This window comes from Paracoccus shandongensis (genome assembly GCF_017315735.1).
Lineage (GTDB): Bacteria > Pseudomonadota > Alphaproteobacteria > Rhodobacterales > Rhodobacteraceae > Paracoccus > Paracoccus shandongensis.
In genome coordinates this window covers 374,704-392,369 of sequence record NZ_JAFLRK010000001.1, presented here as the reverse complement: position 1 = coordinate 392,369, position 17,666 = coordinate 374,704, and the positions used below count along the sequence as shown (strand labels likewise).

Annotated in this window: 20 protein-coding genes; 4 read left to right on the top strand and 16 right to left on the bottom strand. The window is 69.4% G+C overall.

What is annotated here, in order from left to right; translation table 11 throughout:
* Positions 1-24: 24 nt before the first annotated feature.
* The 10 genes from JX613_RS01880 to JX613_RS01835 form a co-directional block, all read right to left on the bottom strand.
* Positions 25-1,380, bottom strand: coding sequence for a cytochrome P450 (locus JX613_RS01880; protein ID WP_207099734.1), 1,356 nt, complete (start codon positions 1,378-1,380; stop codon positions 25-27).
* Positions 1,377-2,567: a hypothetical protein gene (locus JX613_RS01875; protein ID WP_207099733.1), complete on the bottom strand. Its 1,191-nt coding sequence runs from the start codon at positions 2,565-2,567 to the stop codon at positions 1,377-1,379. Before JX613_RS01875 ends, JX613_RS01880 begins: the two co-directional genes overlap by 4 nt.
* A 58-nt stretch (positions 2,568-2,625) precedes the next feature.
* Positions 2,626-3,309, bottom strand: coding sequence for a M48 family metallopeptidase (locus JX613_RS01870; RefSeq protein WP_207099732.1), 684 nt, complete (start codon positions 3,307-3,309; stop codon positions 2,626-2,628).
* Positions 3,310-3,348: 39 nt separating this feature from the next.
* Positions 3,349-4,530 carry a vWA domain-containing protein gene (locus JX613_RS01865; protein WP_207099731.1) on the bottom strand — a complete coding sequence of 394 codons (1,182 nt, stop codon included), beginning with the start codon at positions 4,528-4,530 and terminating at the stop codon, positions 3,349-3,351.
* Complete coding sequence (locus tag JX613_RS01860) at positions 4,530-4,694, bottom strand: hypothetical protein (protein ID WP_207099730.1); 165 nt, start codon at positions 4,692-4,694, stop codon at positions 4,530-4,532. The genes JX613_RS01865 and JX613_RS01860 overlap by 1 nt, the downstream gene beginning before the upstream one ends.
* Before the next feature lie 67 nt (positions 4,695-4,761).
* Positions 4,762-6,075, bottom strand: a complete 1,314-nt coding sequence (locus JX613_RS01855) for a GH1 family beta-glucosidase (protein ID WP_207099729.1) — start codon at positions 6,073-6,075, stop codon at positions 4,762-4,764.
* Between the two features lie 11 nt (positions 6,076-6,086).
* Positions 6,087-6,914, bottom strand: a complete 828-nt coding sequence (locus JX613_RS01850; RefSeq protein WP_207099728.1) for a metal ABC transporter permease — start codon at positions 6,912-6,914, stop codon at positions 6,087-6,089.
* A complete protein-coding gene (locus tag JX613_RS01845) occupies positions 6,911-7,762 on the bottom strand; it encodes a metal ABC transporter permease (RefSeq protein WP_207099727.1) in 852 nt (283 codons plus the stop codon). Before JX613_RS01845 ends, JX613_RS01850 begins: the two co-directional genes overlap by 4 nt.
* A gap of 85 nt (positions 7,763-7,847) precedes the next feature.
* Positions 7,848-8,693, bottom strand: coding sequence for a manganese/iron ABC transporter ATP-binding protein (locus tag JX613_RS01840; protein ID WP_207099726.1), 846 nt, complete (start codon positions 8,691-8,693; stop codon positions 7,848-7,850).
* Entirely contained in the window at positions 8,690-9,568 is an 879-nt protein-coding gene (locus JX613_RS01835; protein ID WP_207099725.1) for a metal ABC transporter substrate-binding protein, read from the bottom strand. The genes JX613_RS01840 and JX613_RS01835 overlap by 4 nt, the downstream gene beginning before the upstream one ends.
* A gap of 85 nt (positions 9,569-9,653) precedes the next feature.
* Between JX613_RS01835 and JX613_RS01830 the strand changes: the two genes are divergently transcribed.
* Together JX613_RS01830 and JX613_RS01825 are read left to right on the top strand one after the other, a co-directional pair.
* Positions 9,654-10,073: a Fur family transcriptional regulator gene (locus JX613_RS01830; protein ID WP_207099724.1), complete on the top strand. Its 420-nt coding sequence runs from the start codon at positions 9,654-9,656 to the stop codon at positions 10,071-10,073.
* Between the two features lie 7 nt (positions 10,074-10,080).
* Positions 10,081-10,437, top strand: coding sequence for a YigZ family protein (locus JX613_RS01825; RefSeq protein ID WP_207099723.1), 357 nt, complete (start codon positions 10,081-10,083; stop codon positions 10,435-10,437).
* On the opposite strand, the gene JX613_RS01820 is transcribed toward JX613_RS01825, so the two are convergent.
* From JX613_RS01820 to JX613_RS01795, 6 genes are all read right to left on the bottom strand, one after another.
* The gene (locus JX613_RS01820; RefSeq protein WP_207099722.1) at positions 10,434-11,453 is read right to left on the bottom strand and encodes an LLM class flavin-dependent oxidoreductase; all 1,020 of its coding nucleotides are present in this window, start codon (positions 11,451-11,453) and stop codon (positions 10,434-10,436) included. The two genes, JX613_RS01825 and JX613_RS01820, sit on opposite strands and share 4 nt — an antisense overlap.
* 100 nt (positions 11,454-11,553) lie before the next feature.
* Positions 11,554-12,426, bottom strand: coding sequence for a lysophospholipid acyltransferase family protein (locus JX613_RS01815; RefSeq protein ID WP_207099721.1), 873 nt, complete (start codon positions 12,424-12,426; stop codon positions 11,554-11,556).
* The gene (locus JX613_RS01810; RefSeq protein ID WP_207099720.1) at positions 12,423-13,313 is read right to left on the bottom strand and encodes a DMT family transporter; all 891 of its coding nucleotides are present in this window, start codon (positions 13,311-13,313) and stop codon (positions 12,423-12,425) included. The genes JX613_RS01815 and JX613_RS01810 overlap by 4 nt, the downstream gene beginning before the upstream one ends.
* A gap of 3 nt (positions 13,314-13,316) precedes the next feature.
* Positions 13,317-14,258 carry a site-specific tyrosine recombinase XerD gene (locus tag JX613_RS01805; protein ID WP_207099719.1) on the bottom strand — a complete coding sequence of 314 codons (942 nt, stop codon included), beginning with the start codon at positions 14,256-14,258 and terminating at the stop codon, positions 13,317-13,319.
* Complete coding sequence (locus tag JX613_RS01800; RefSeq protein ID WP_207099718.1) at positions 14,255-15,715, bottom strand: hypothetical protein; 1,461 nt, start codon at positions 15,713-15,715, stop codon at positions 14,255-14,257. The genes JX613_RS01805 and JX613_RS01800 overlap by 4 nt, the downstream gene beginning before the upstream one ends.
* Positions 15,712-15,867, bottom strand: coding sequence for a hypothetical protein (locus JX613_RS01795; RefSeq protein ID WP_207099717.1), 156 nt, complete (start codon positions 15,865-15,867; stop codon positions 15,712-15,714). Before JX613_RS01795 ends, JX613_RS01800 begins: the two co-directional genes overlap by 4 nt.
* Positions 15,868-16,005: 138 nt before the next feature.
* Between JX613_RS01795 and JX613_RS01790 the strand changes: the two genes are divergently transcribed.
* Positions 16,006-16,557, top strand: a complete 552-nt coding sequence (locus tag JX613_RS01790; RefSeq protein WP_207099716.1) for a shikimate kinase — start codon at positions 16,006-16,008, stop codon at positions 16,555-16,557.
* Complete coding sequence (aroB, locus tag JX613_RS01785; RefSeq protein ID WP_207099715.1) at positions 16,554-17,660, top strand: 3-dehydroquinate synthase; 1,107 nt, start codon at positions 16,554-16,556, stop codon at positions 17,658-17,660. The genes JX613_RS01790 and aroB overlap by 4 nt, the downstream gene beginning before the upstream one ends.
* Positions 17,661-17,666: the final 6 nt, after the last annotated feature.

Here is a 17,666-nt window from a genome sequence, read left to right as displayed (position 1 = left end):
TTTTTGTCTGGGCAGCGGGGAATGTCAAGCGGGGGAAGCGAGGTTTTCGCGCGGCGTCAGGCGGACGCTGATGCCGTCTCGGCCGCGGACGGTCAGGCGGGCGACGGGGACCGGGGGCTGCGTGCCCGGCTCAAGGCGGAAGGCCGCGGTGATGCGGGCCAGCATCACCACGCCCTCGACCATGGCAAAGCCCGCGCCAGGGCAGACGCGCTGGCCTGCGGAAAAGGGGATGAAGGCATCGCGGGCGCTGGCCTTGCCTTCGGGGCGGGACCAGCGGCCGGGGTCGAAGTCGTCGGCTCGGTCCCACAGGCGATGGTGGCGGTGCAGGTGCCAGGGCGACAGGACCAGTTGCGCCCCCGCAGGCACGGGGCGGCCGCGCATCGTTTCCGGCCGCATTGCCTGGCGGACCATCATCGGGACAGGGGGATAAAGGCGCAGCGCCTCTCGGAACACCGCGCGGGTGGTGCGCAGGGCGTTGATCCCGGCCATGTCGGGGGTCAGGGCGGCAGCCTCGGACGCAACGGCGTCCTGCCATTCGGGATGGGCCGCCAGCAGCCACAGCGCCCAGGCCAGGGCCGAGGCGCTGGTCTCGTGCCCCGCCAGGAAGAAGATCGCGACCTGGTCCACCATCTCGGGTGCGGAAAAGCAGCGGCCGGTCTGCGGATCCGGCGTGGTCATGATCCGGGTGGCGAGGTCGTCGGGGGCGGTGCCCTCGCGGATCGCGGCCATCCGGTTGGCGACAAGCGTGGTGATCAGGCCCCGGATCTCGGCCGCCGTGCGGCGGGTGCGGCGGGAATGGGGATGGGGCAGCCAGCGCGGCCAGGGCAGCAGGGCGGCCAGGTTTACCACCGGCTGCGCGTCCTGGTGGGCCCGGAAGGCGCGGAAAACCTGGCCCGCGATGTCATGTTCGATGGGCATCGAGAACAGCGCGCGAAAGATCACGTCGGCGGCGGCGTGGCTGCATTCGGGCTCGATATCCTGCTCGCCCGGGCGCAGGCGGGCGACGGTGGCGTCGGCTGCGGCGAAGATCGCGGGCAGGCTGTCGTGCAGGCGGCCGCCTTCGAAGGCGGGGTCGATGATGCGGCGCTGCGCGGCCCATTGCGCGCCATTGGTGACGAAGACCGATTCGCCCAGCAGCGGCGCCAGCCCGGCGCGCAGCCGGTCGGATTTGGGGAAATCGCCCGGGCGGTCCTTCAGGATCAGGCGCACCAGGGCGGGGTCGTTGCAGACGAAGCTGTGGATCAGGGGGCTGCGGAATTCGGCCATCCAGGCGCGATAAAGGCGTTCGGGCAGGGCCGACAGCAGGTCGCGGCGGAAGGCGCGGGCAAGGCGCAGCACGCTGCCCCGGCCTTCGCGCGTCTCAGGGCGGGGTGGGGTCATCGCATCCGTCCTGCGACGGGGGCCGCGATCCGGCCGGGCGAGTGCTGCCTGCCGGCGAAGCGGTTGGCCAGCGGGCGCGGCCCGGCGGTGATGGCGAAATAGTCGTAATCGCCCGGTTTCTCGAAGGCGCAAAGGTATTGCATGTGCCGCCGGATCCAGCGGTGGCGCATCTGATGCTGCTGGCGGGGCGACAGGGTTTGCGTGAACGCGGCCGAGATCACCAGCGGCCAGCGTTGGCCCGGCCCCGCCATACCGGTGACGGCCACCGGATCACACAGCGCAAAGCTGCACGCGTCGCCGGGGGCGGTGACATCCAGCCAGAACAGATCCGGGCGTTCGGACAGAAAGGCCAGGTCGGCGCGCAGGCGGGCGGCGCGCGGCAGGAAGGCCGCCATCGGCACCACATGGCCCAGGGTCAGAAGCGCCAGCGCGGGGCCTTGCGCGGTGCGGCCCCGGCGCAGGGCATCGGCCACCAGCGACACCGCCAGATAGGCGCCCGAGGAATGGCCGACGACCAGAACCTCGTCGATATCCTCGGCCAGGGCGTCGGACAGGCGCTGCGTGAACAGGGCCAGCCGGTCTTCCAGGACCGGGGGATAGGCGCCGTGCAGGCTGGCGGTGAAGGCATAGTCCTGCATCAGGTAATGCGCGAACAGCCGGTGGTCCTGGGATTTCGCCAGCACCAGCGCGCCCCATGCGGCGGCCAACGCCAGGGGGGCCGCAAGCCAGGGCAGGCCGGTCAGCGCCAGGGCCGCCCATCCCGCAAGCCCTGCGGCCAGCACCGCGCCCAGCAGTTGCAGCAGCAGCACGGCAACCGGATAGAGCGCGGCCAGCACCGGCCCCCGCCGCAGCCGCATCAGCCGCCGCAGCGCGCCGGAGCGCACATAGATCCAGGCCGTCCGCAGCATCTGCCCATAGGTCGCCAGGATCCCGGTTCGCATCGAGGCCTGCACCAGGTCGGACCAGACCAGCACCTCGGTCCTCGCCTCGGCCTCTCCGTCGGGAAAGCGCGCGCGTGTCCGCCAGCCGAAGGCGGTGCCTTGGGCGGGCCGTTCCATGACCAGGTCATAGCCGCTGATCCGCGCCTGCATCCGCGATTCGCGGCGATACATCTCGCGATAGCGCCGGGGGGGCATGGGATCGAAGCCGGGAAGGTACAGAACCCGGCGGCGGAAGGGTCGCGTCATGGTGGTGTCCCGTGGTGCGGGCGCAGCATAGGACAACCCCCGCGTGTCGCAAGGCGATTCAGCCCTGGCGCCAGCGGGCTTCCTGCGACTGGATGGCGGCGATGCGGCGGGCCACGGGCGGATGGGACAGCAGCCAGGCGGGGGCCTGGCCCGCACGCCCGCCGGTCAGCCGGTCCAGCTTCTGGAACAACGAGATCTGCGGGGCGGTGCCAAGCCCCGCGCGGATCAGCAGCGCGCTGGCGAAGCGGTCGGCCTCGAATTCGTCGTCGCGCGACAGGCGGGCGGCGACCGCCGTGGCGACAAGCCCCGCGATCCAGACGCCGAGGCCCGGGATGATGCGGCCCAGGACGCCTGCCAGCGCCATGCGGATGGCGTTCTGGCCCGCGAAGTCGATCATCCGCCGCCGCGCGTGCCCGTGGGCGACATGGCCCAGTTCATGCGCGATGACGCTGGCCAGTTCCTCGGGCGTGACCTCGCCCGCGTCCAGCTTGCGGATGAAGCCGCGTGTCAGGAAGATGCGCCCGTCGGGGGCGGCAAGGCCGTTGACGGGTTCGACCTCATAGACATGCGCGCGCACGGGGGGCAGGTCCATGGCGCGGCCCAGCCGGTCCAGCATGGGCACCAGGCGGGGATGGGTCAGCGGCGTCGAACGCTGGTCGAGATCCTGCCGCAGCCGCCACAGGGAAAAGAACCAGACGGCGGCAAGATACAGGACCAGCAGGATGATCGGCAGGTATTTCATGGCCCCAATATGGTCCCGCCCCGGCCCCGTCGCCAGAGGTCAGCCGAGGATCCGCATGGCCTGGGTCAGCCCCTCCAGCGTCAGGGGCATCATGCGGTTTTCAAAGATCTGGCCGACCATGGCGATGGACTGCGTGTAACCCCAATGCGCCTGCGGGACGGGGTTCAGCCAGACGTGGTCGGGCCAGGTCTCAACGGCGCGGCGCAGCCAGACCTCTCCGGCCTCAGGGTTCCAGTGTTCGTTGGCCCCGCCGGGGACCGCGATCTCGTAGGGCGACATGCTGGCGTCGCCCACGAAGATGCACTTATAATCGCGGCCAAAGCGGTGCAGCACGTCCCAGGTGGGGGTCTGTTCCGTCCAGCGGCGGCGGTTGTCGGTCCAGACGCCTTCGTAAAGGCAGTTGTGGAAATAGAAATGCTGCATGTGCTTGAACTCGGCCCGCGCGGCCGAGAACAGTTCGTCCACGACGCGGATGTGGTCGTCCATCGACCCGCCCACGTCCAGGAACAGCAGCACCTTGACCGCGTTGCGCCGTTCGGGGCGTGTCTGCACGTCGATATAGCCGTGGTCGGCAGTGGCGCGGATCGTGGCGGGCAGGTCCAGTTCGTCCGCCGCGCCGTGCCGCGCCCAGTGCCGCAGGCGCTTCAGCGCGACCTTGATGTTGCGGGTGCCCAGGTCCACCCCATCGTCGAAGTCGCGGAACTCGCGCTTGTCCCAGACCTTGACGGCGCGGCGGTGGCGGGATTCGTCCTGGCCGATCCGCACCCCTTCGGGGTTGTATCCGTATGCGCCAAAGGGCGAGGTGCCGCCCGTGCCGATCCATTTGCTGCCGCCCTGGTGGCGGCCCTGCTGTTCGGCCAGACGCTCGCGCAGCTTGCGCATCAATTCGTCAAAGCTGCCGCTGCCCTGGATCTGCGCCTTTTCCGCGTCGGTCAGCAGCTTTTCGGCCAGCTTTTCCAGCCAGTCGCGGGGGATCGCCTGTTCCGTCACAAGCGCCTCGATGGGGATGGTTTCCAGGCCGCTGAACGCCTGGGCAAAGGCGCGGTCGAAGCGGTCGATGTGGCGTTCGTCCTTGACCAGCGCCAGGCGCGCCAGGTGATAGAAGTCGTCCACCCTCCAGCCCGCGACCCCGGCCTGCATCCCCGCCATCAGGTCCAGCCATTCCCGCAGCGAGACCGGAACCCCTTGCCGGCGCAGGCTGTCGAGGAAGGGGATGAACATCAGATCATCCGGTCCAGGATGACGGTGGCGAACAGGCCAAGCACGGCGAAGGCCATGGCGAAGGCCGCCGCGTATTGCGCGCGGTCGCGCGGCGCGCCGCCCAGTTGCCCGGCCCTGCGCCAGCCAAGCAAGGCCCCGATGATGGCGGCGGCGATGACGATCATGGTGGCCCCTTGGCGTTGCGTCGAGGCTTTCAGATAGCGGCTGGACGGGGTGGACGCAACCAAGGCGCTATCCCCGCAGCATCGCGCGGACGGCATGCCAGCTTGCCTTGGGCGTGCGCGCCATGGTGGCGTAATCGACATGGACCAGCCCGAAGCGCGGGCCATAGCCCCACCCCCATTCGAAATTGTCCAAAAGCGACCAATAAAAGAAGCCGCGCAGGTTCACGCCTTGGTCCATGGCTGTCCGCGCGGCGCGCAGGTGGTCGCCGATGAAGGCGATGCGGCGGGGGTCGGCGGTGATGTCGGGGCCCGCGGCCTCGGCCATGCCGTTTTCGGTGACGAAGATCGGCAGGTCGCCGACATGATCGCGGGCAAGGCGGGTCAGGAACTCGGTCAGGCCCTCGGGCCGGATTTCCCATCCCATCTGCGTCTTGGGCAGGGGGCCGTCCACCCCCTCGCCCTGAGGCCAGAGGCCGGGCGCGCCCGTGTAAAGCCTGCGGGTGTAGTAGTTGACGCCCAGCCAGTCGAGCGGCTGCGCGATCAGGGCCATGTCGGCCTGCCAGTCCTGCGGCAGGTGCGGTTCCAACCCGTCCAGGGCCGCTTGCGGATAGCCCTGGCCCATGAGGGCGCGGATGAACCACTGGTTATAGATGGCGTCCTGCACCTGGGCCGCGCGGATCGCGCCGGGGCTGTCGTCGGCGGGCTGCGCGGTCTCGAAGTTCAGCACAATGCCGAGGTTTCGCGCCCCTTCGGCCCGCAGCGCCTGCATGGCCGCGCCATGGGCCAGCAGGACATGGTGCATGGCGCGGGCGGCCGCGCGGATGTCGCGCAGGCCCGGGGCGTGCTGGCCCAGGAAATGCGACAGCCAGGCGATGCACCAGGGCTCGTTCAGGGTGGCGGTGCTGGCCACCCGGTCGCCCAGCCGGGCGTGCAGGATTGTGCAGTAATCGGCGAAACGCCCGGCGATATCGCGGTTCCGCCAGCCGCCGATGTCCGACAGCGCGGCGGGCAGTTCCCAGTGATAGCAGGTCAGGTGCGGCGCCAGACCGCGTTCGACCATCCCGTCCACCAGCCGGTCATAGAAATCCAGGCCCTGCGGGTTCACCGTCACCCCGTTCGGCATCACCCGTGCCCAGGATGCCGAGAAGCGATAGGCCCCGAACCCCCCGTCGCGGATCAGGTCCAGATCGCCCTGCCAGCGGTGGTAATGGTCGCAGGCGAGGCTGCCGTTGCTGCTGTCCGCGATGGTGCCTGGCGTCGCGGCGAAGGTGTCCCAATGCGACGGGCCCGCGCCGCCGTGGCGGGATCCCTCGATCTGGTAGGCCGAGGTGGCGGTGCCGAAGGTGAAGTCCGGCGGAAAGGTCGAACGGTCGGGCAGCATCGCGTCCTCCGTCAGGTTGCGGCGGTGCGCCCTCCGGTCGCCTGCCGCCAGAAGAAGACCAGCGCGAACAGCGCCGTCATCACCACGACGATAGTGGGCGCGGGCGCGCTGTCCAGCCAGAAGCTGGCCCAGATGCCCGTCAGGCTGGACCCCATGCCGACGGCCACGGACAGCGCCAGCATCGCCTGCAACCGCCGGGTCAGCAGGAAGGCGATGGCGCCCGGCGCGATCAGCAGCGCGACCGACAGGATGATGCCCACCGCCGACAGCATGGCGACCACCACGGCGGAAATCATCGCCAGCATCCCATAGTTCAGCCAGGCCACGGGCAGCCCCGCCACCCGCGCCTGCACGGGATCAAAGACCACCAGCGCGAAGTCGCGCCATTTCAGGACCAGCGCCAGCCCCACGACCGCCGAGATCGACCCGGCTGACAGGAAGTCGTCGCGTCCGACGCCCAGGATGTTGCCGAACAGGATATGGTCCAGATGCACGTCGGTCGGGAACTGCGTATAGATCACGATCCCCAGGCCGAACATGCCCGACATGACGACGCCCAGCGTGGTGTCGGGCTTGACGCGGCTGTTGGCGTCCAGCCAGCCCGCCGACAGGGCGCAGATCATGCCCGCAACAAAGGCCCCGATCAGCAGGGGGATGCCCGCCAGGTAAGCCAGGACGATCCCCGGCAGCACCGCATGGCTGATGCCGTCGCCCATCAGCGCCCATCCCCGCAGCACGAGGAAACAGCTCAGCAGCGCGGCGGGGATGCTGACGATGGCGGTGATCAGCATCGCCTCGACCATGAAGGGATAGGCGAAGGGGGCGGTGAGCCAGGTCATTCGGTGGCCCTTCTGATGCGGCGGCGGCTGGCGAGGATGCCGTGGGTCGGCGCGAAGGTGAAGGCCGCCAGGAAGATCAGCGTTTGCAGGACCACGATGATGCCGCCCGTCGCGCCGTCCAGGAAGAAGCTGGCATAGGCGCCCGCGCCCGAGGTCAGCGTGCCGATGGCGACCGACAGCGCGATCAGGCGCGGAAAGCGGTCGGTCAGCAGGTATGCCGTGGCGCCGGGCGTCACCACCATTGCGATCACCAGGAAGGCACCCACGGTCTGCATGGCGGCGACGGTGGATGCGGCCAGCAGCGTGAAGAACAGCACCCGCAGCCGCGCGGGGCGCAACCCGATGGTGCGGGCGTGGCTTTCGTCGAAGAAGACCACCATCAGGTCGCGCCATTTCGCCAGCAGGATCACCAGCGACACCCCTCCGATGATCGCCAGTTGAGCCGTGTCGCCGGGCGAGATCGCCAGGATGTTGCCCATGGTAATCGCCTGCAGATCGACCGCCACCGGGTTCAGCGAGATCATGAACAACCCGATCCCGAAGAAGCCGGTGAAGATCAGGCCGATGATCGCGTCCTCCTTGAGCCCCGTGCGGCTGTTCAGGAACAGCATGGTCAGCGCCGCAAGCCCCCCCGACAGGAAGGCGCCGAGCGCGAAGGGCAGGCCCAGCATGTAGGCGCCCGCGACCCCCGGGACGATGGAATGGGACAGGGCGTCGCCGATCAGGCTCCACCCCTTGAGCATCAGGTAGGCCGACAGGAAGGCGCAGACGCCGCCCACCAGGGCCGAGACCCAGATGGCATTCGCCATGTAGCCATAGGTGAAGGGGATCAGCAGGGTGTCCAGCATCAGGCGGTGTCCCTTGCGTCCCGCGACAGCAGGGGGGCCAGCCCCCCGGTCCCCCCGGGATATTTGTGCCAAGGTGAAAGGGCCGTCATTCGTCCTTCCTGCGGGGGCGTTGGTCGTAAAAGACTGCCGGGCGTTCGTCGTCGGTGAAGACATCCAGGCTGCGCTGGTCGGCGTCGTCATGCAGCGCCGCGCCGCCCAGCACGAAATGGCGCAGGACGCCGCCGAAGGCGCGCTTCAGGTTTTCGGGGGTGAAGGTCGTCTCGGTGGGGCCATGGGCCAGGACCGTGCCCTTCACCATCACCACGCGGTCGCAATATTCCGGCACGGAACCCAGGTCATGGGTGGAGACCAGCATCACCCGGCCTTCGTCGCGCATGTCCCTGAGAAGCGCAATGATCGCCTGTTCGGTCTGCACGTCCACGCCGGTGAAGGGTTCGTCCAGCAGAATCACGCGGGCCTCTTGCGCGATGGCGCGGGCCAGGAAGACGCGTTTCTTCTGGCCGCCCGACAGTTCCCCGATCTGGCGGCGGCGGAAGTCGGTCATGCCGACGCGGGCCAGGGCCGCGTCCACCGCCTGCCGGTCGGCGGGGCGGGCGCGGCGGAAAAAGCCCATGTGGCCGTATCGGCCCATCATCACCACGTCTTCCACCAGGACGGGGAAGGTCCAGTCCACCTCCTCGGCCTGGGGGACATAGGCGACCAGGTTCTTTGCCAGCGCCTGTTCCACGGTGCCGCCCAGGATGCGGACCTGGCCCGATGTGTGCGGCAGAAGGCCCATCAGCGCCTTGAACAGCGTCGATTTGCCCGCGCCGTTGATGCCGACCAGGGCGGTGACCGACCCTTGCGGGACGGTGAAGCTGGCGTCGCGCAGGGCGGTGACGCCGTTGCGATAGGCGACGGTCAGGTTCTGGACGTGGATCCCGTCGCTCATTCCAGCAGGCCGTTCACGATGGTTTCCGCCGTCACGCGCAGCAGGTCCAGATAGGTGGGGACGGGGCCTTCGGCATCCGACAGGCTGTCCACATGAAGGACGCCGCCATAACTCGCGCCCGTTTCCGCAGCCACCCGGCGGGCCGGGCGGTCGGAGACGGTGGATTCCGAAAAGACCACGTCGATGCCGTTGTCGCGCATCACGTCGATTACATGGCGCACCTGCTGGGGCGTGCCTTGGGCATCCGCGTTGATGGGCCAGAGATAGAGTTCCCGCAACCCGAAGTCGCGGGCGAGGTATGAGAACGCGCCCTCGGACGTGACCAGCCAGCGGCGGTCGGCGGGCAGGGCGCGGGCGGCGTCGCGCAGGGGGGCGATGGTGTAGGTGATGTCAGCCTTGTAGGCTTGAGCATTGGCGCGGTAGGTCGCGGCGTTTTCGGGATCGGCTGCGGCCATCGCGGCGGCGATGTTGTCCACATAGATCAGCGCGTTGTCCAGCGCCATCCAGGCGTGAGGGTTGGGCTTGCCGTCGTAATCGCCGCCCGCGATGGGCATGGGCTGGACCCCGTCGCTGACCACGGCGACCGGCACGTCGCCCAGCTGGTCGATGAACTGCTGGAACCAGGATTCCAGGTTCAGCCCGTTCGCCAGGACAAGCCGCGCATCCGCCGTGCGGATCAGGTCGCCCGCCGTGGGCTGGTAGTTGTGGATCTCGGCCCCCGGCTTGGTGATGGATTCCACATCCGCCGCATTGCCCGCGACGTTGCGGGCCATGTCGGCGATGATGGTGAAGGTGGTGGCGACCTTCAGCCGCTCGGCATGGGCGGGCAGGGCGGTCAGGGCGAAGGCAAGGGCAAGGGCAATTGATGACTTCATGATCCGTTTTATGTGAGAGCGATTCTCATCTGTCAATAGATGAGAATTGGTTGCAACTGAACGCCGGATGCGGCATGAAAGTTTCATGGAAAACCGTGCAAATCAGCTGGAACAGGCGCTGCGCGATGCGGGGGTGCGGGTGACGCGGCAGCGCGCCGCCCTGCTGCGGGTGATCGCGGGCAGCGAGGATCACCCCGACGCCGCCGAACTGCACCGCCGGGCCGAGACGGCGGGGGCGGGGGTGTCGCTGGCGACCGTTTACCGCACGCTGACCACGCTGCAGACCCAGGGCGTGATCGACAAGCTGGAATTCCAGGGAGAGCCCGCCCGGTGGGAGGCCGCGGACCAGCGCCACCACGACCACATGATCGACGTGGACACGGGCGAGGTGGTCGAGTTCACGGACGACCGGATCGAGCGGTTGCAGGCCGAGATCGCCGCCGAGATGGGATACGAGATCGTCCATCATCGGCTGGAACTGTATGTGCGGCGGCGGGGCGCCTGACCGGGCGATGCAGGTCTTTGACAAGATCATATCCGACCGGGGATCGCGCTATGCGGTCTCGGGCGGGCCTGCCGCCACGCGGGCCGATGCGCAGGCGCTGCTGGCCGAGTTGAAGCGCGCCAAGCGGTTCGCCAAGGCCACGCATAACAGTTGGGCGGCGATCCTGTCGGGCGAGCCGGTCAAGGACGACGACGGAGAGGCGGGCGCGGGCGCGCTGATCCTGCAGATGCTGGAACGCGCGGGGCTGCGGGATCACGTGGTGGTCGTGACGCGGTGGTATGGCGGCAAGCCGTTGGGCGGCGACCGCTTCCGCCATGTGGCGGATGCGGTCAGGTTGTATCTGCGCGAAACCGGCCTGGGTTAGCGCCAGCCAAGCGCCGGGGCGACGTGGCGCAGGATGCTGTCGATCACATGGACGTTGTAGTCCACGCCCAGCATGTTCGGCACGGTCAGCAGCAGGGTGTCGGCCTCGGCGATGGCCTCGTCCTCGCGCAGCTGGTCGATCAGGCGGTCGGGTTCGTCGGCATAGCTGCGCCCGAAGACGGCGCGATAGTTGTCGATATTGCCGATCTGGTCGCTGTCCTTGCCGCCGCGCCCGAAGTAACGGCGGTCCATGTCGCTGACCAGGGCGAAGATCGAGCGGCTGACGGACACGCGCGGGGCGTGCGCATGGCCCGCCGCTTTCCACGCATCGCGATAGGTGCGGATCTGGCGGGCCTGCTGGACGTGGAACGGCTCTCCGCCTTCGTCCACCTTGAGGGTCGAGCTTTGCAGGTTCATGCCCATCCGCGCCGCCCATTCGGCCGTGGCGTTGGAGGCCGATCCCCACCAGATGCGGTCGCGCAGGCCTTCGGAATGGGGTTCCAGCCGCAGCAGGCCCGGCGGGTTCGGGAACATCGGGCGGGGGTTCGGACGCGCGAAGCCCCGGCCTTCAAGCTGTTGCAAGAAGACCTCGGTATGGCGGCGGGCCATGTCCTGGTCGCTCTCGCCCTCGGCGGGTTGATAGCCGAAATAGCGCCAGCCATCGACCACCTGTTCCGGGCTGCCCCGGCTGATGCCAAGCTGCAACCGCCCCCCGGATATCAGGTCGGCCGCGCCCGCGTCCTCGACCATGTAGAGCGGGTTTTCATAGCGCATGTCGATGACGCCGGTGCCGATCTCGATCCGGCTGGTCCGCGCGCCGACGGCCGCCAGCAGCGGGAAAGGCGAGGCAAGCTGGCGGGCGAAGTGGTGGACGCGGAAATAGGCGCCGTCCGCGCCCAGTTCCTCGGCAGCTATGGCCAGGTCGATGGATTGCAGCAGCACATCCTGCGCCGTGCGGACCTGCGACCCCGGTTCGGGCGACCAGTGGCCGAAGGACAGGAAGCCGATCTTCTTCATGGTTAATCCCTTTGCTGCGTCAAACGCGTTGCAGGGGACATAGGGGCTTGCCGCGCGGTCAGGCAAGGTTCACCCGCGCGCAGGGGCTGTGCGTTCGTGCCTATTTCCAGCGGCGATGGACCCAGAACCACTGGTCCATGTGCTGTCGCACCAGCATCTCAAGATCGTCGTTCAGCGCCTGCACCATCGCCGCCGGTTCGCCATGTTCGACGGGTTCGCCCACATGCACGCGGAAGCGCAGCCCGTCGGGGCAGCGGATGCCGTGAACGGGGACCAGCAGCGCGTCGTATCGCAGCGCCAGTTCGGCGGGCGTCAGCACGGTCCGGCTTGGCAGGCCGAAGAAGGACAGTTCCGGCGCGTGGCGGTCGTATTGGTCAAAGCCGAGCGCCAGCCAGCCGCCGCCCTTGAGGAAGCGCAGCATCGAGGTGAGGCCAGACCGCCCGCGCGGGAACAGGGGTTCCGCGATGGCATGGATGGCGGGGATGTAGTGGCGGTTGAACGCCTCGTTGTTCATGGGGCGATAGAGCGCGCCCACCGGCCAGCCGCGCCCCGCCAGGGCCGTGCGCATGGCGTCGTAGTTTCCGAAATGGGCGCAGGCGATGATGACGGGGCGATGCGCCTCGAACGCCGCTTCCAGGGCGGGCAGGCCGGGGCCTTCCAGCGGGTCGGCGGCGTGGATGCGGGCGGTGAATTCCTCGCCCGAATAGATCTCGGCCACGGAGCGGCCCGCGTTGTTCGGAACGGCGCGGGTCAGCGCCTCGACCTCGTCAGCGGAGAGATCCGGCCGGGCAAGCGCCAGGTTTTCGCGGATGCGCCGCCGCCAGCCCGCCAGGGGCGCCAGCACATGCGCGAACAGCCAGCCCACGGCGGGGATGCGCTTGTCATAGGGCAGAAGCCGCGCAAGCCCGATCACCGACAGGAAGGCGGCGTTGGCGATGCGGTCGGACAAGGGCGGGGTGTCGGGCTGGCTCATGGGGTCTTTCGCGCCGCGCGGGCTTCTCGGGACCAGACATAAAGGCCCGCCGCCACGATAAGGGTCGCGCCCGTCACGGTCCAGCCATCGGGAAGCTGCCCGAACAGCAGCCAGCCCCAGAGGCCCGCCCAGACCAGCCCGGTATAGCCGAAGGGGGCCAGCACCCCGGCCTCGGCAGTGGCGAAGGCGCGGACCAGCAGGTATTGGCTGGCCGTGCCGAAGACGCCCAGCAGCGCGAAGGCCCAGAGGTCCGAGGGGGCGATGGGTTGCCAGACGAAGGGCACGGCCAGCGATGTCAGCGCGCTGCCCACCACCGCCGACCACATGACCGATGTGGCGACCGAATCCGTCCGCGCCATCCGCGTCAGCAGCGCGCCCGCCGCATAGGTGAAAGCCCCCGCCAGGGGCAGCAGGGCCGCGGGCTGGAAGACGCCCAGGCCGGGGCGGATGATGATCAGCGCGCCGACCAGCGCGGCGGCGATGCCCGCCAAGCGGCGGGGGCCGATCTTCTCGCCCAGGAACAGGGCCGCGCCCAGGGTGATGAGGACCGGGTTCAGGTCCATGATCGCCGTCGCCTCGGCCAGGCCGATCACCTGGAGCGAGGAAAAGAACAGCCCCACCGATCCAAGCTGCATCAGGGCGCGGGCGAATTGCAGCCCCGGACGCCGGGTGCGCAGCAGCGGGACCATCGCGGCGCGGAAGATCGCGGCGAAGATCAGCAGGTTGCCCACAAAGCGCGCCCAGACGACCTGCGCGGGGTGATAGGTTTGCGTCAGGTATTTGGCCGTCGCGTCCATCATCGTGAAACCCAGGATCGCGGCCAGCAGCAGCAGGATCCCGGTCGTCTGCGCGCTGGCGGGACGCAGGCCCGCAAGATCCTTGCCCATCCTTCAGGCTTTCCTTGCCAGGGGATGATGGGTCAGGACCAGGTCGCGCATCCGGCTGTCCAGGACATGGGTATAGATCTCGGTCGTGCCCAGGTCGGCATGGCCCAGCAGGGTCTGGATGGACCGCAGGTCGGCCCCGCCTTCCAGAAGATGCGTGGCAAAGGCGTGGCGGATGACATGCGGCGTCACGCGCGACGGGGACACGCCTGCGGCCACCGCCATGTCGTTCAGCAGCCGCCCGAAGGTCTGGCGCGGCATATGGCCCGCCGCACCGGGCGCGGGGAACAGCCAGCGCGCGCCCTTGCCCGCGACCAGTCGGCCAAGCGCGCTGTCCTTGGGCGCATCGTCGCGGATCGCCAGCCAGGCCGACAGCGCGCGGCGGGCGGGGGGCGTCAGCGGGACCATGCGTTCCTTGTCGCCCTTGCCCCGGATCAGCAGGACGCGGGGATCGCCCCGGCAGGCGGCGACGGGCAGGGCGACCAACTCGCTGACGCGCATCCCGGTCGCGTAAAGCAGTTCGATCAGGCACAGGTTGCGCGCACGGTCGGCATCAGAGCGGCCGACCTGCGGGGCGGCGGCCAGCAGCGCGTCGATTTCCGCCCGGTCCAGCGTCTTGGGCAGGCGCTTGGCCCGGCCCGGCCCGCTGATGCGGATGGCGGGGTCGTCGTCGCGCCAGCCTTCCTCCAGCGCGAAGCGGGTGAACTGGCGGATCGACGACAACCGCCGCGCCCGGGTCGCCCGCGACAGGCCCTGGGCGTCGCAATGGGTCAGGTAATCCTCGACCCGTTCACGCGTCAGGTCGGCCAGGGTCAGCCCGCGCGCGACAAGCCAGTCCGACAGGTCGCGCAGGTCGCGCCCATAGGCCAGCACCGTGTTGCGGGCGGACCCGGATTCGGCGGCCTTGGCGTCCAGAAAGGCCGATATGGCGCGGTGGTCGGCGATCATGGGTCGGCCCGCATCACCGGCAGCAGCGACAGTTGCGCGGCGGCCCCATCGGCCTCGGCCGTCAGGCCCAGGGCGCGCAGGGTGGCAAGGCCCCGGCCCGCGCGGGGCCCGTCGCCGTCCAGGCCCGCGTCGATGTCGGCCATGGCGTTCAGCAGCGCCTCTCCCTGTTGGGTGGCGGGGGCGGGGACGGGTTCGGACTTCAGCGCCGGATCGAGGACCAGCGGCACCGGGGTCGGCAGGCCCTGCCATTGGCGCAGCCTCGTGGCGATCTCGGCCGACGGACCCTCGCCCCCCTCGGGCAGGTCGGCGGCGATCATGGCGGCCAGCACGTCGGCCATGCCCGCCTTGCGGAACTCGTCAAAGGCCTGGGGCAGGGCGGGCGAGGGATCGCCGCCCGCCAGCGCGGCCTCCAGCGTGCGCATGGCACCGGCGCGTTCCCACACCCCGCCCGAGGCCGCGGGCTTCTGTTCGCTGTAAAGCGCGCGCAGGGTGGCGGGCGGAATAGCCCCGGCGCGGGCCAGACGCTCGGCCGCCTCCAGCCGGGCCTTCCAGCCGTTCATCGGGCGCAGGTCGGAATGGGCGAAGGCGATGGGCAGGGACGATGTGGGCAGCGGCTGGCCGATCGCCTCGTGGATGCGGAAATCCAGCGGCGTCATGCGGTCGGACGGGGGCAGCATCTGGCCGCCGTCCACATAGGCGTCGTCCAGGAAATGCGTCAGCAGCACCGCCTGCCGGTCGTCCAGCAGGCCCAGGATTTCGGCGCCGTGCAGGCTGATCGCGGCGGCGGCCCAATCGCCGGTCTGCGCCAGGCAGAAGATCCGCGCGGCAAAGCTGGGGGCGATGCCGGGGGTGTTGTTCATGATCTCGCAGGCCCGCGCCTCATCCCCCTTCAGCAGGGCGATGTCGAACAGGCGGCGGAAGATCTCGGGGTTGCTGGGACCGGCGGCGGTCAGCAGCGCCTGCGCCCGGTCCACCGCGCCCCCGTCCAGCAGGCGGTCGGCGCGGGCCAGAAACAGCGTCCCCTGCGACGCGCCGGGTTCGGCAGGCGGGGGGACCAGCTGCGTGACAAGGACGCGGTCCAGCAGGGCGTTCATCGCGGGCAGGCGGGCCGGGGTGCGCAGGATCAGAGCGGCCAGCGCGGCGGAACTGCTGCCCTGCCACAGGGTCGGGGGAAGGCCCGCCTTGCGCGGCGTCACCAGGCCCGCCGCGTCGGGATTGTCGTTGCCAAGCCGCGTGACCTGGACCGATCCGACCTCGCCCGTGGTGGCGACCGGCTTGGGACCGGGCGCGCCGGGCAGGCCGGGGGGCGGCGTGTCGCCGGGCCGCCAGGCCGAGCTTTCGCGGTCGGGCCCGCGCACGCTGCCCGACAGCCAGTCGCTGGCCGACAGCGGCTGTTCTGCCAGGGCGGGGGCCGACAGGCCAAGCGCAAGGGCCAGGAACAGCAGGCGGCTTTTCACTCGGCTTCAACCTGGGCTGCGGGGGCGGGGGCGCCGCCGATGGGGGTGCGCACCTCGGACCGGACCGGCTGCATGTCGCCGAAATAGGCGTAACCCGCCAGGCCGATCACCGCCGCCAGAATCAGCACCACCAGAACCTTGAGCAGCCGCATCGAATTTCGCCTCGTTCATCTTTGTTTTTGCATGGAATCCGGTCTTTCGCCGGTTCGGCCGGAATATATATGGCATTTTCCGAAAGATCACGCCATTCAGTCGGCCCAAGAAACGGGGCCGGAAAGTAGGGAACGCACATGCGCCAGCGCCTGAGGCGCCATATCGTGCTGGTCGGGATGATGGGGGCGGGCAAGACCGCGCTTGGGACGGAACTGGCCCGGCGGCTGCACGTGCCCTTCACCGATTCGGATGTCGAGATCGAGACGGCGGCGGCCATGTCGATTTCCGAAATCTTCGCCCGCGACGGCGAGGCCTTCTTCCGCGACCGAGAGGCGCAGGTGATCGCGCGCATCCTGCGGGAATCGCCGCGCGTGATCTCGACCGGCGGGGGGGCCTGGATGCAGGACCGCAACCGCGCGGCGATCAAGGCGGCGGGCCTGTCGGTCTGGCTGGCCTGCGACCTGGACACCCTGTGGCACCGGGTGCGCCAGCGCAGCACGCGGCCCTTGTTGCAGACCGCCGACCCCAAGGGCACGCTGGCCCGCCTGCTGGTCGAGCGGAACCCGACCTACGGCCTGGCCGAACTGACCTTTCCCGCCCATCCCGGCGACAGCGTCGATGCCGCGACCACGCGGCTGCTGGACGCCATCCGCACCGCCGACCCTGACCTTGTGATCGAGACGCCATGACCCATCCCGCTACAGTCCATGTCCCCTTGGGTGATCGCGCCTATGACGTGCGCATCGGGCCCGGCCTGATCGACCGCGCGGGCGCGGAAATCGCGCCCCTGCTGCGCCGCCCGCGCGTGGCCATCGTCACGGATGACACCGTGGCGGGGCTGCATCTGTCCCGCCTGCAGGCCGCACTGACGGCGCAAGGCATCGCGTCCGAGGCACTTTGCCTGCCCTCGGGCGAGGGCACGAAAAGCTGGCCGCATCTGACCGCCTGCGTCGAATGGCTGCTGGACCAGCGCATCGAGCGGCGCGACATCGTGGTGGCCTTCGGCGGCGGGGTGATCGGCGATCTGGTGGGCTTTGCGGCGGCGATCCTGCGCCGGGGCGTGCGCTTCGTGCAGATCCCCACGACCCTTCTGGCGCAGGTGGACAGCAGCGTCGGCGGCAAGACCGGCATCAACAGCCCCCACGGCAAGAACCTGATCGGCGCGTTCCACCAGCCGTCGCTGGTGCTGGCCGATATCGCGGTCCTGGACACGCTGAGCCCGCGCGACTTCCTGGCCGGCTATGGCGAGGTCGCGAAATACGGCCTGCTGGGGGATGCCGGTTTCTTCGAGTGGCTGGAGGCGAACGCCCCCCGCCTGCGCGACGACATGGCGGCCCGCCAGCACGCGGTCGCCCATTCGGTCGCCATGAAGGCCGGGATCGTGACGCGGGACGAAACCGAACAAGGCGAACGCGCGCTGCTGAACCTGGGCCACACCTTCGGCCACGCGCTTGAATCGGCCACCGGCTATTCCAGCAGGTTGCTGCATGGCGAGGGGGTGGCGATCGGCTGCGCCCTGGCCTTCGACCTGTCCGCCCGGATGGGGCTGTGCAGCCAGGAGGCGCCCTCGCGCGTGCTGGAACATCTGCGGCAGATGGGGATGCCCGCCGCCATCCGCGACATTCCGGGCGAGATGCCGGACGACGCCGCGCTGATCAGGCTGATGGGGCAGGACAAGAAGGTCGTCGATGGCCGGTTGCGCTTTGTCCTGGCGCGCGGCATCGGCGAGGCTTTCGTCAGCGACGACGTGCAGCCCGACACGCTGGAACAGGTGCTGCGGGACGCCCGCTAGAGGCGC

Coding starts and splice junctions, on each gene's coding strand:
- JX613_RS01845 (WP_207099727.1), bottom strand. CDS start 7,762: ATGCTGGACACCCTGCTGATCCCCTTCACCTATGGCTACATGGCGAAT.
- JX613_RS01790 (WP_207099716.1), top strand. CDS start 16,006: ATGCGCCAGCGCCTGAGGCGCCATATCGTGCTGGTCGGGATGATGGGG.
- JX613_RS01835 (WP_207099725.1), bottom strand. CDS start 9,568: ATGAAGTCATCAATTGCCCTTGCCCTTGCCTTCGCCCTGACCGCCCTG.
- JX613_RS01830 (WP_207099724.1), top strand. CDS start 9,654: ATGGAAAACCGTGCAAATCAGCTGGAACAGGCGCTGCGCGATGCGGGG.
- aroB (WP_207099715.1), top strand. CDS start 16,554: ATGACCCATCCCGCTACAGTCCATGTCCCCTTGGGTGATCGCGCCTAT.
- JX613_RS01860 (WP_207099730.1), bottom strand. CDS start 4,694: ATGATCGTCATCGCCGCCGCCATCATCGGGGCCTTGCTTGGCTGGCGC.
- JX613_RS01875 (WP_207099733.1), bottom strand. CDS start 2,567: ATGACGCGACCCTTCCGCCGCCGGGTTCTGTACCTTCCCGGCTTCGAT.
- JX613_RS01840 (WP_207099726.1), bottom strand. CDS start 8,693: ATGAGCGACGGGATCCACGTCCAGAACCTGACCGTCGCCTATCGCAAC.
- JX613_RS01820 (WP_207099722.1), bottom strand. CDS start 11,453: ATGAAGAAGATCGGCTTCCTGTCCTTCGGCCACTGGTCGCCCGAACCG.
- JX613_RS01815 (WP_207099721.1), bottom strand. CDS start 12,426: ATGAGCCAGCCCGACACCCCGCCCTTGTCCGACCGCATCGCCAACGCC.
- JX613_RS01870 (WP_207099732.1), bottom strand. CDS start 3,309: ATGAAATACCTGCCGATCATCCTGCTGGTCCTGTATCTTGCCGCCGTC.
- JX613_RS01850 (WP_207099728.1), bottom strand. CDS start 6,914: ATGACCTGGCTCACCGCCCCCTTCGCCTATCCCTTCATGGTCGAGGCG.
- JX613_RS01865 (WP_207099731.1), bottom strand. CDS start 4,530: ATGTTCATCCCCTTCCTCGACAGCCTGCGCCGGCAAGGGGTTCCGGTC.
- JX613_RS01825 (WP_207099723.1), top strand. CDS start 10,081: ATGCAGGTCTTTGACAAGATCATATCCGACCGGGGATCGCGCTATGCG.
- JX613_RS01855 (WP_207099729.1), bottom strand. CDS start 6,075: ATGCTGCCCGACCGTTCGACCTTTCCGCCGGACTTCACCTTCGGCACC.
- JX613_RS01880 (WP_207099734.1), bottom strand. CDS start 1,380: ATGACCCCACCCCGCCCTGAGACGCGCGAAGGCCGGGGCAGCGTGCTG.
- JX613_RS01805 (WP_207099719.1), bottom strand. CDS start 14,258: ATGATCGCCGACCACCGCGCCATATCGGCCTTTCTGGACGCCAAGGCC.
- JX613_RS01810 (WP_207099720.1), bottom strand. CDS start 13,313: ATGGGCAAGGATCTTGCGGGCCTGCGTCCCGCCAGCGCGCAGACGACC.
- JX613_RS01795 (WP_207099717.1), bottom strand. CDS start 15,867: ATGCGGCTGCTCAAGGTTCTGGTGGTGCTGATTCTGGCGGCGGTGATC.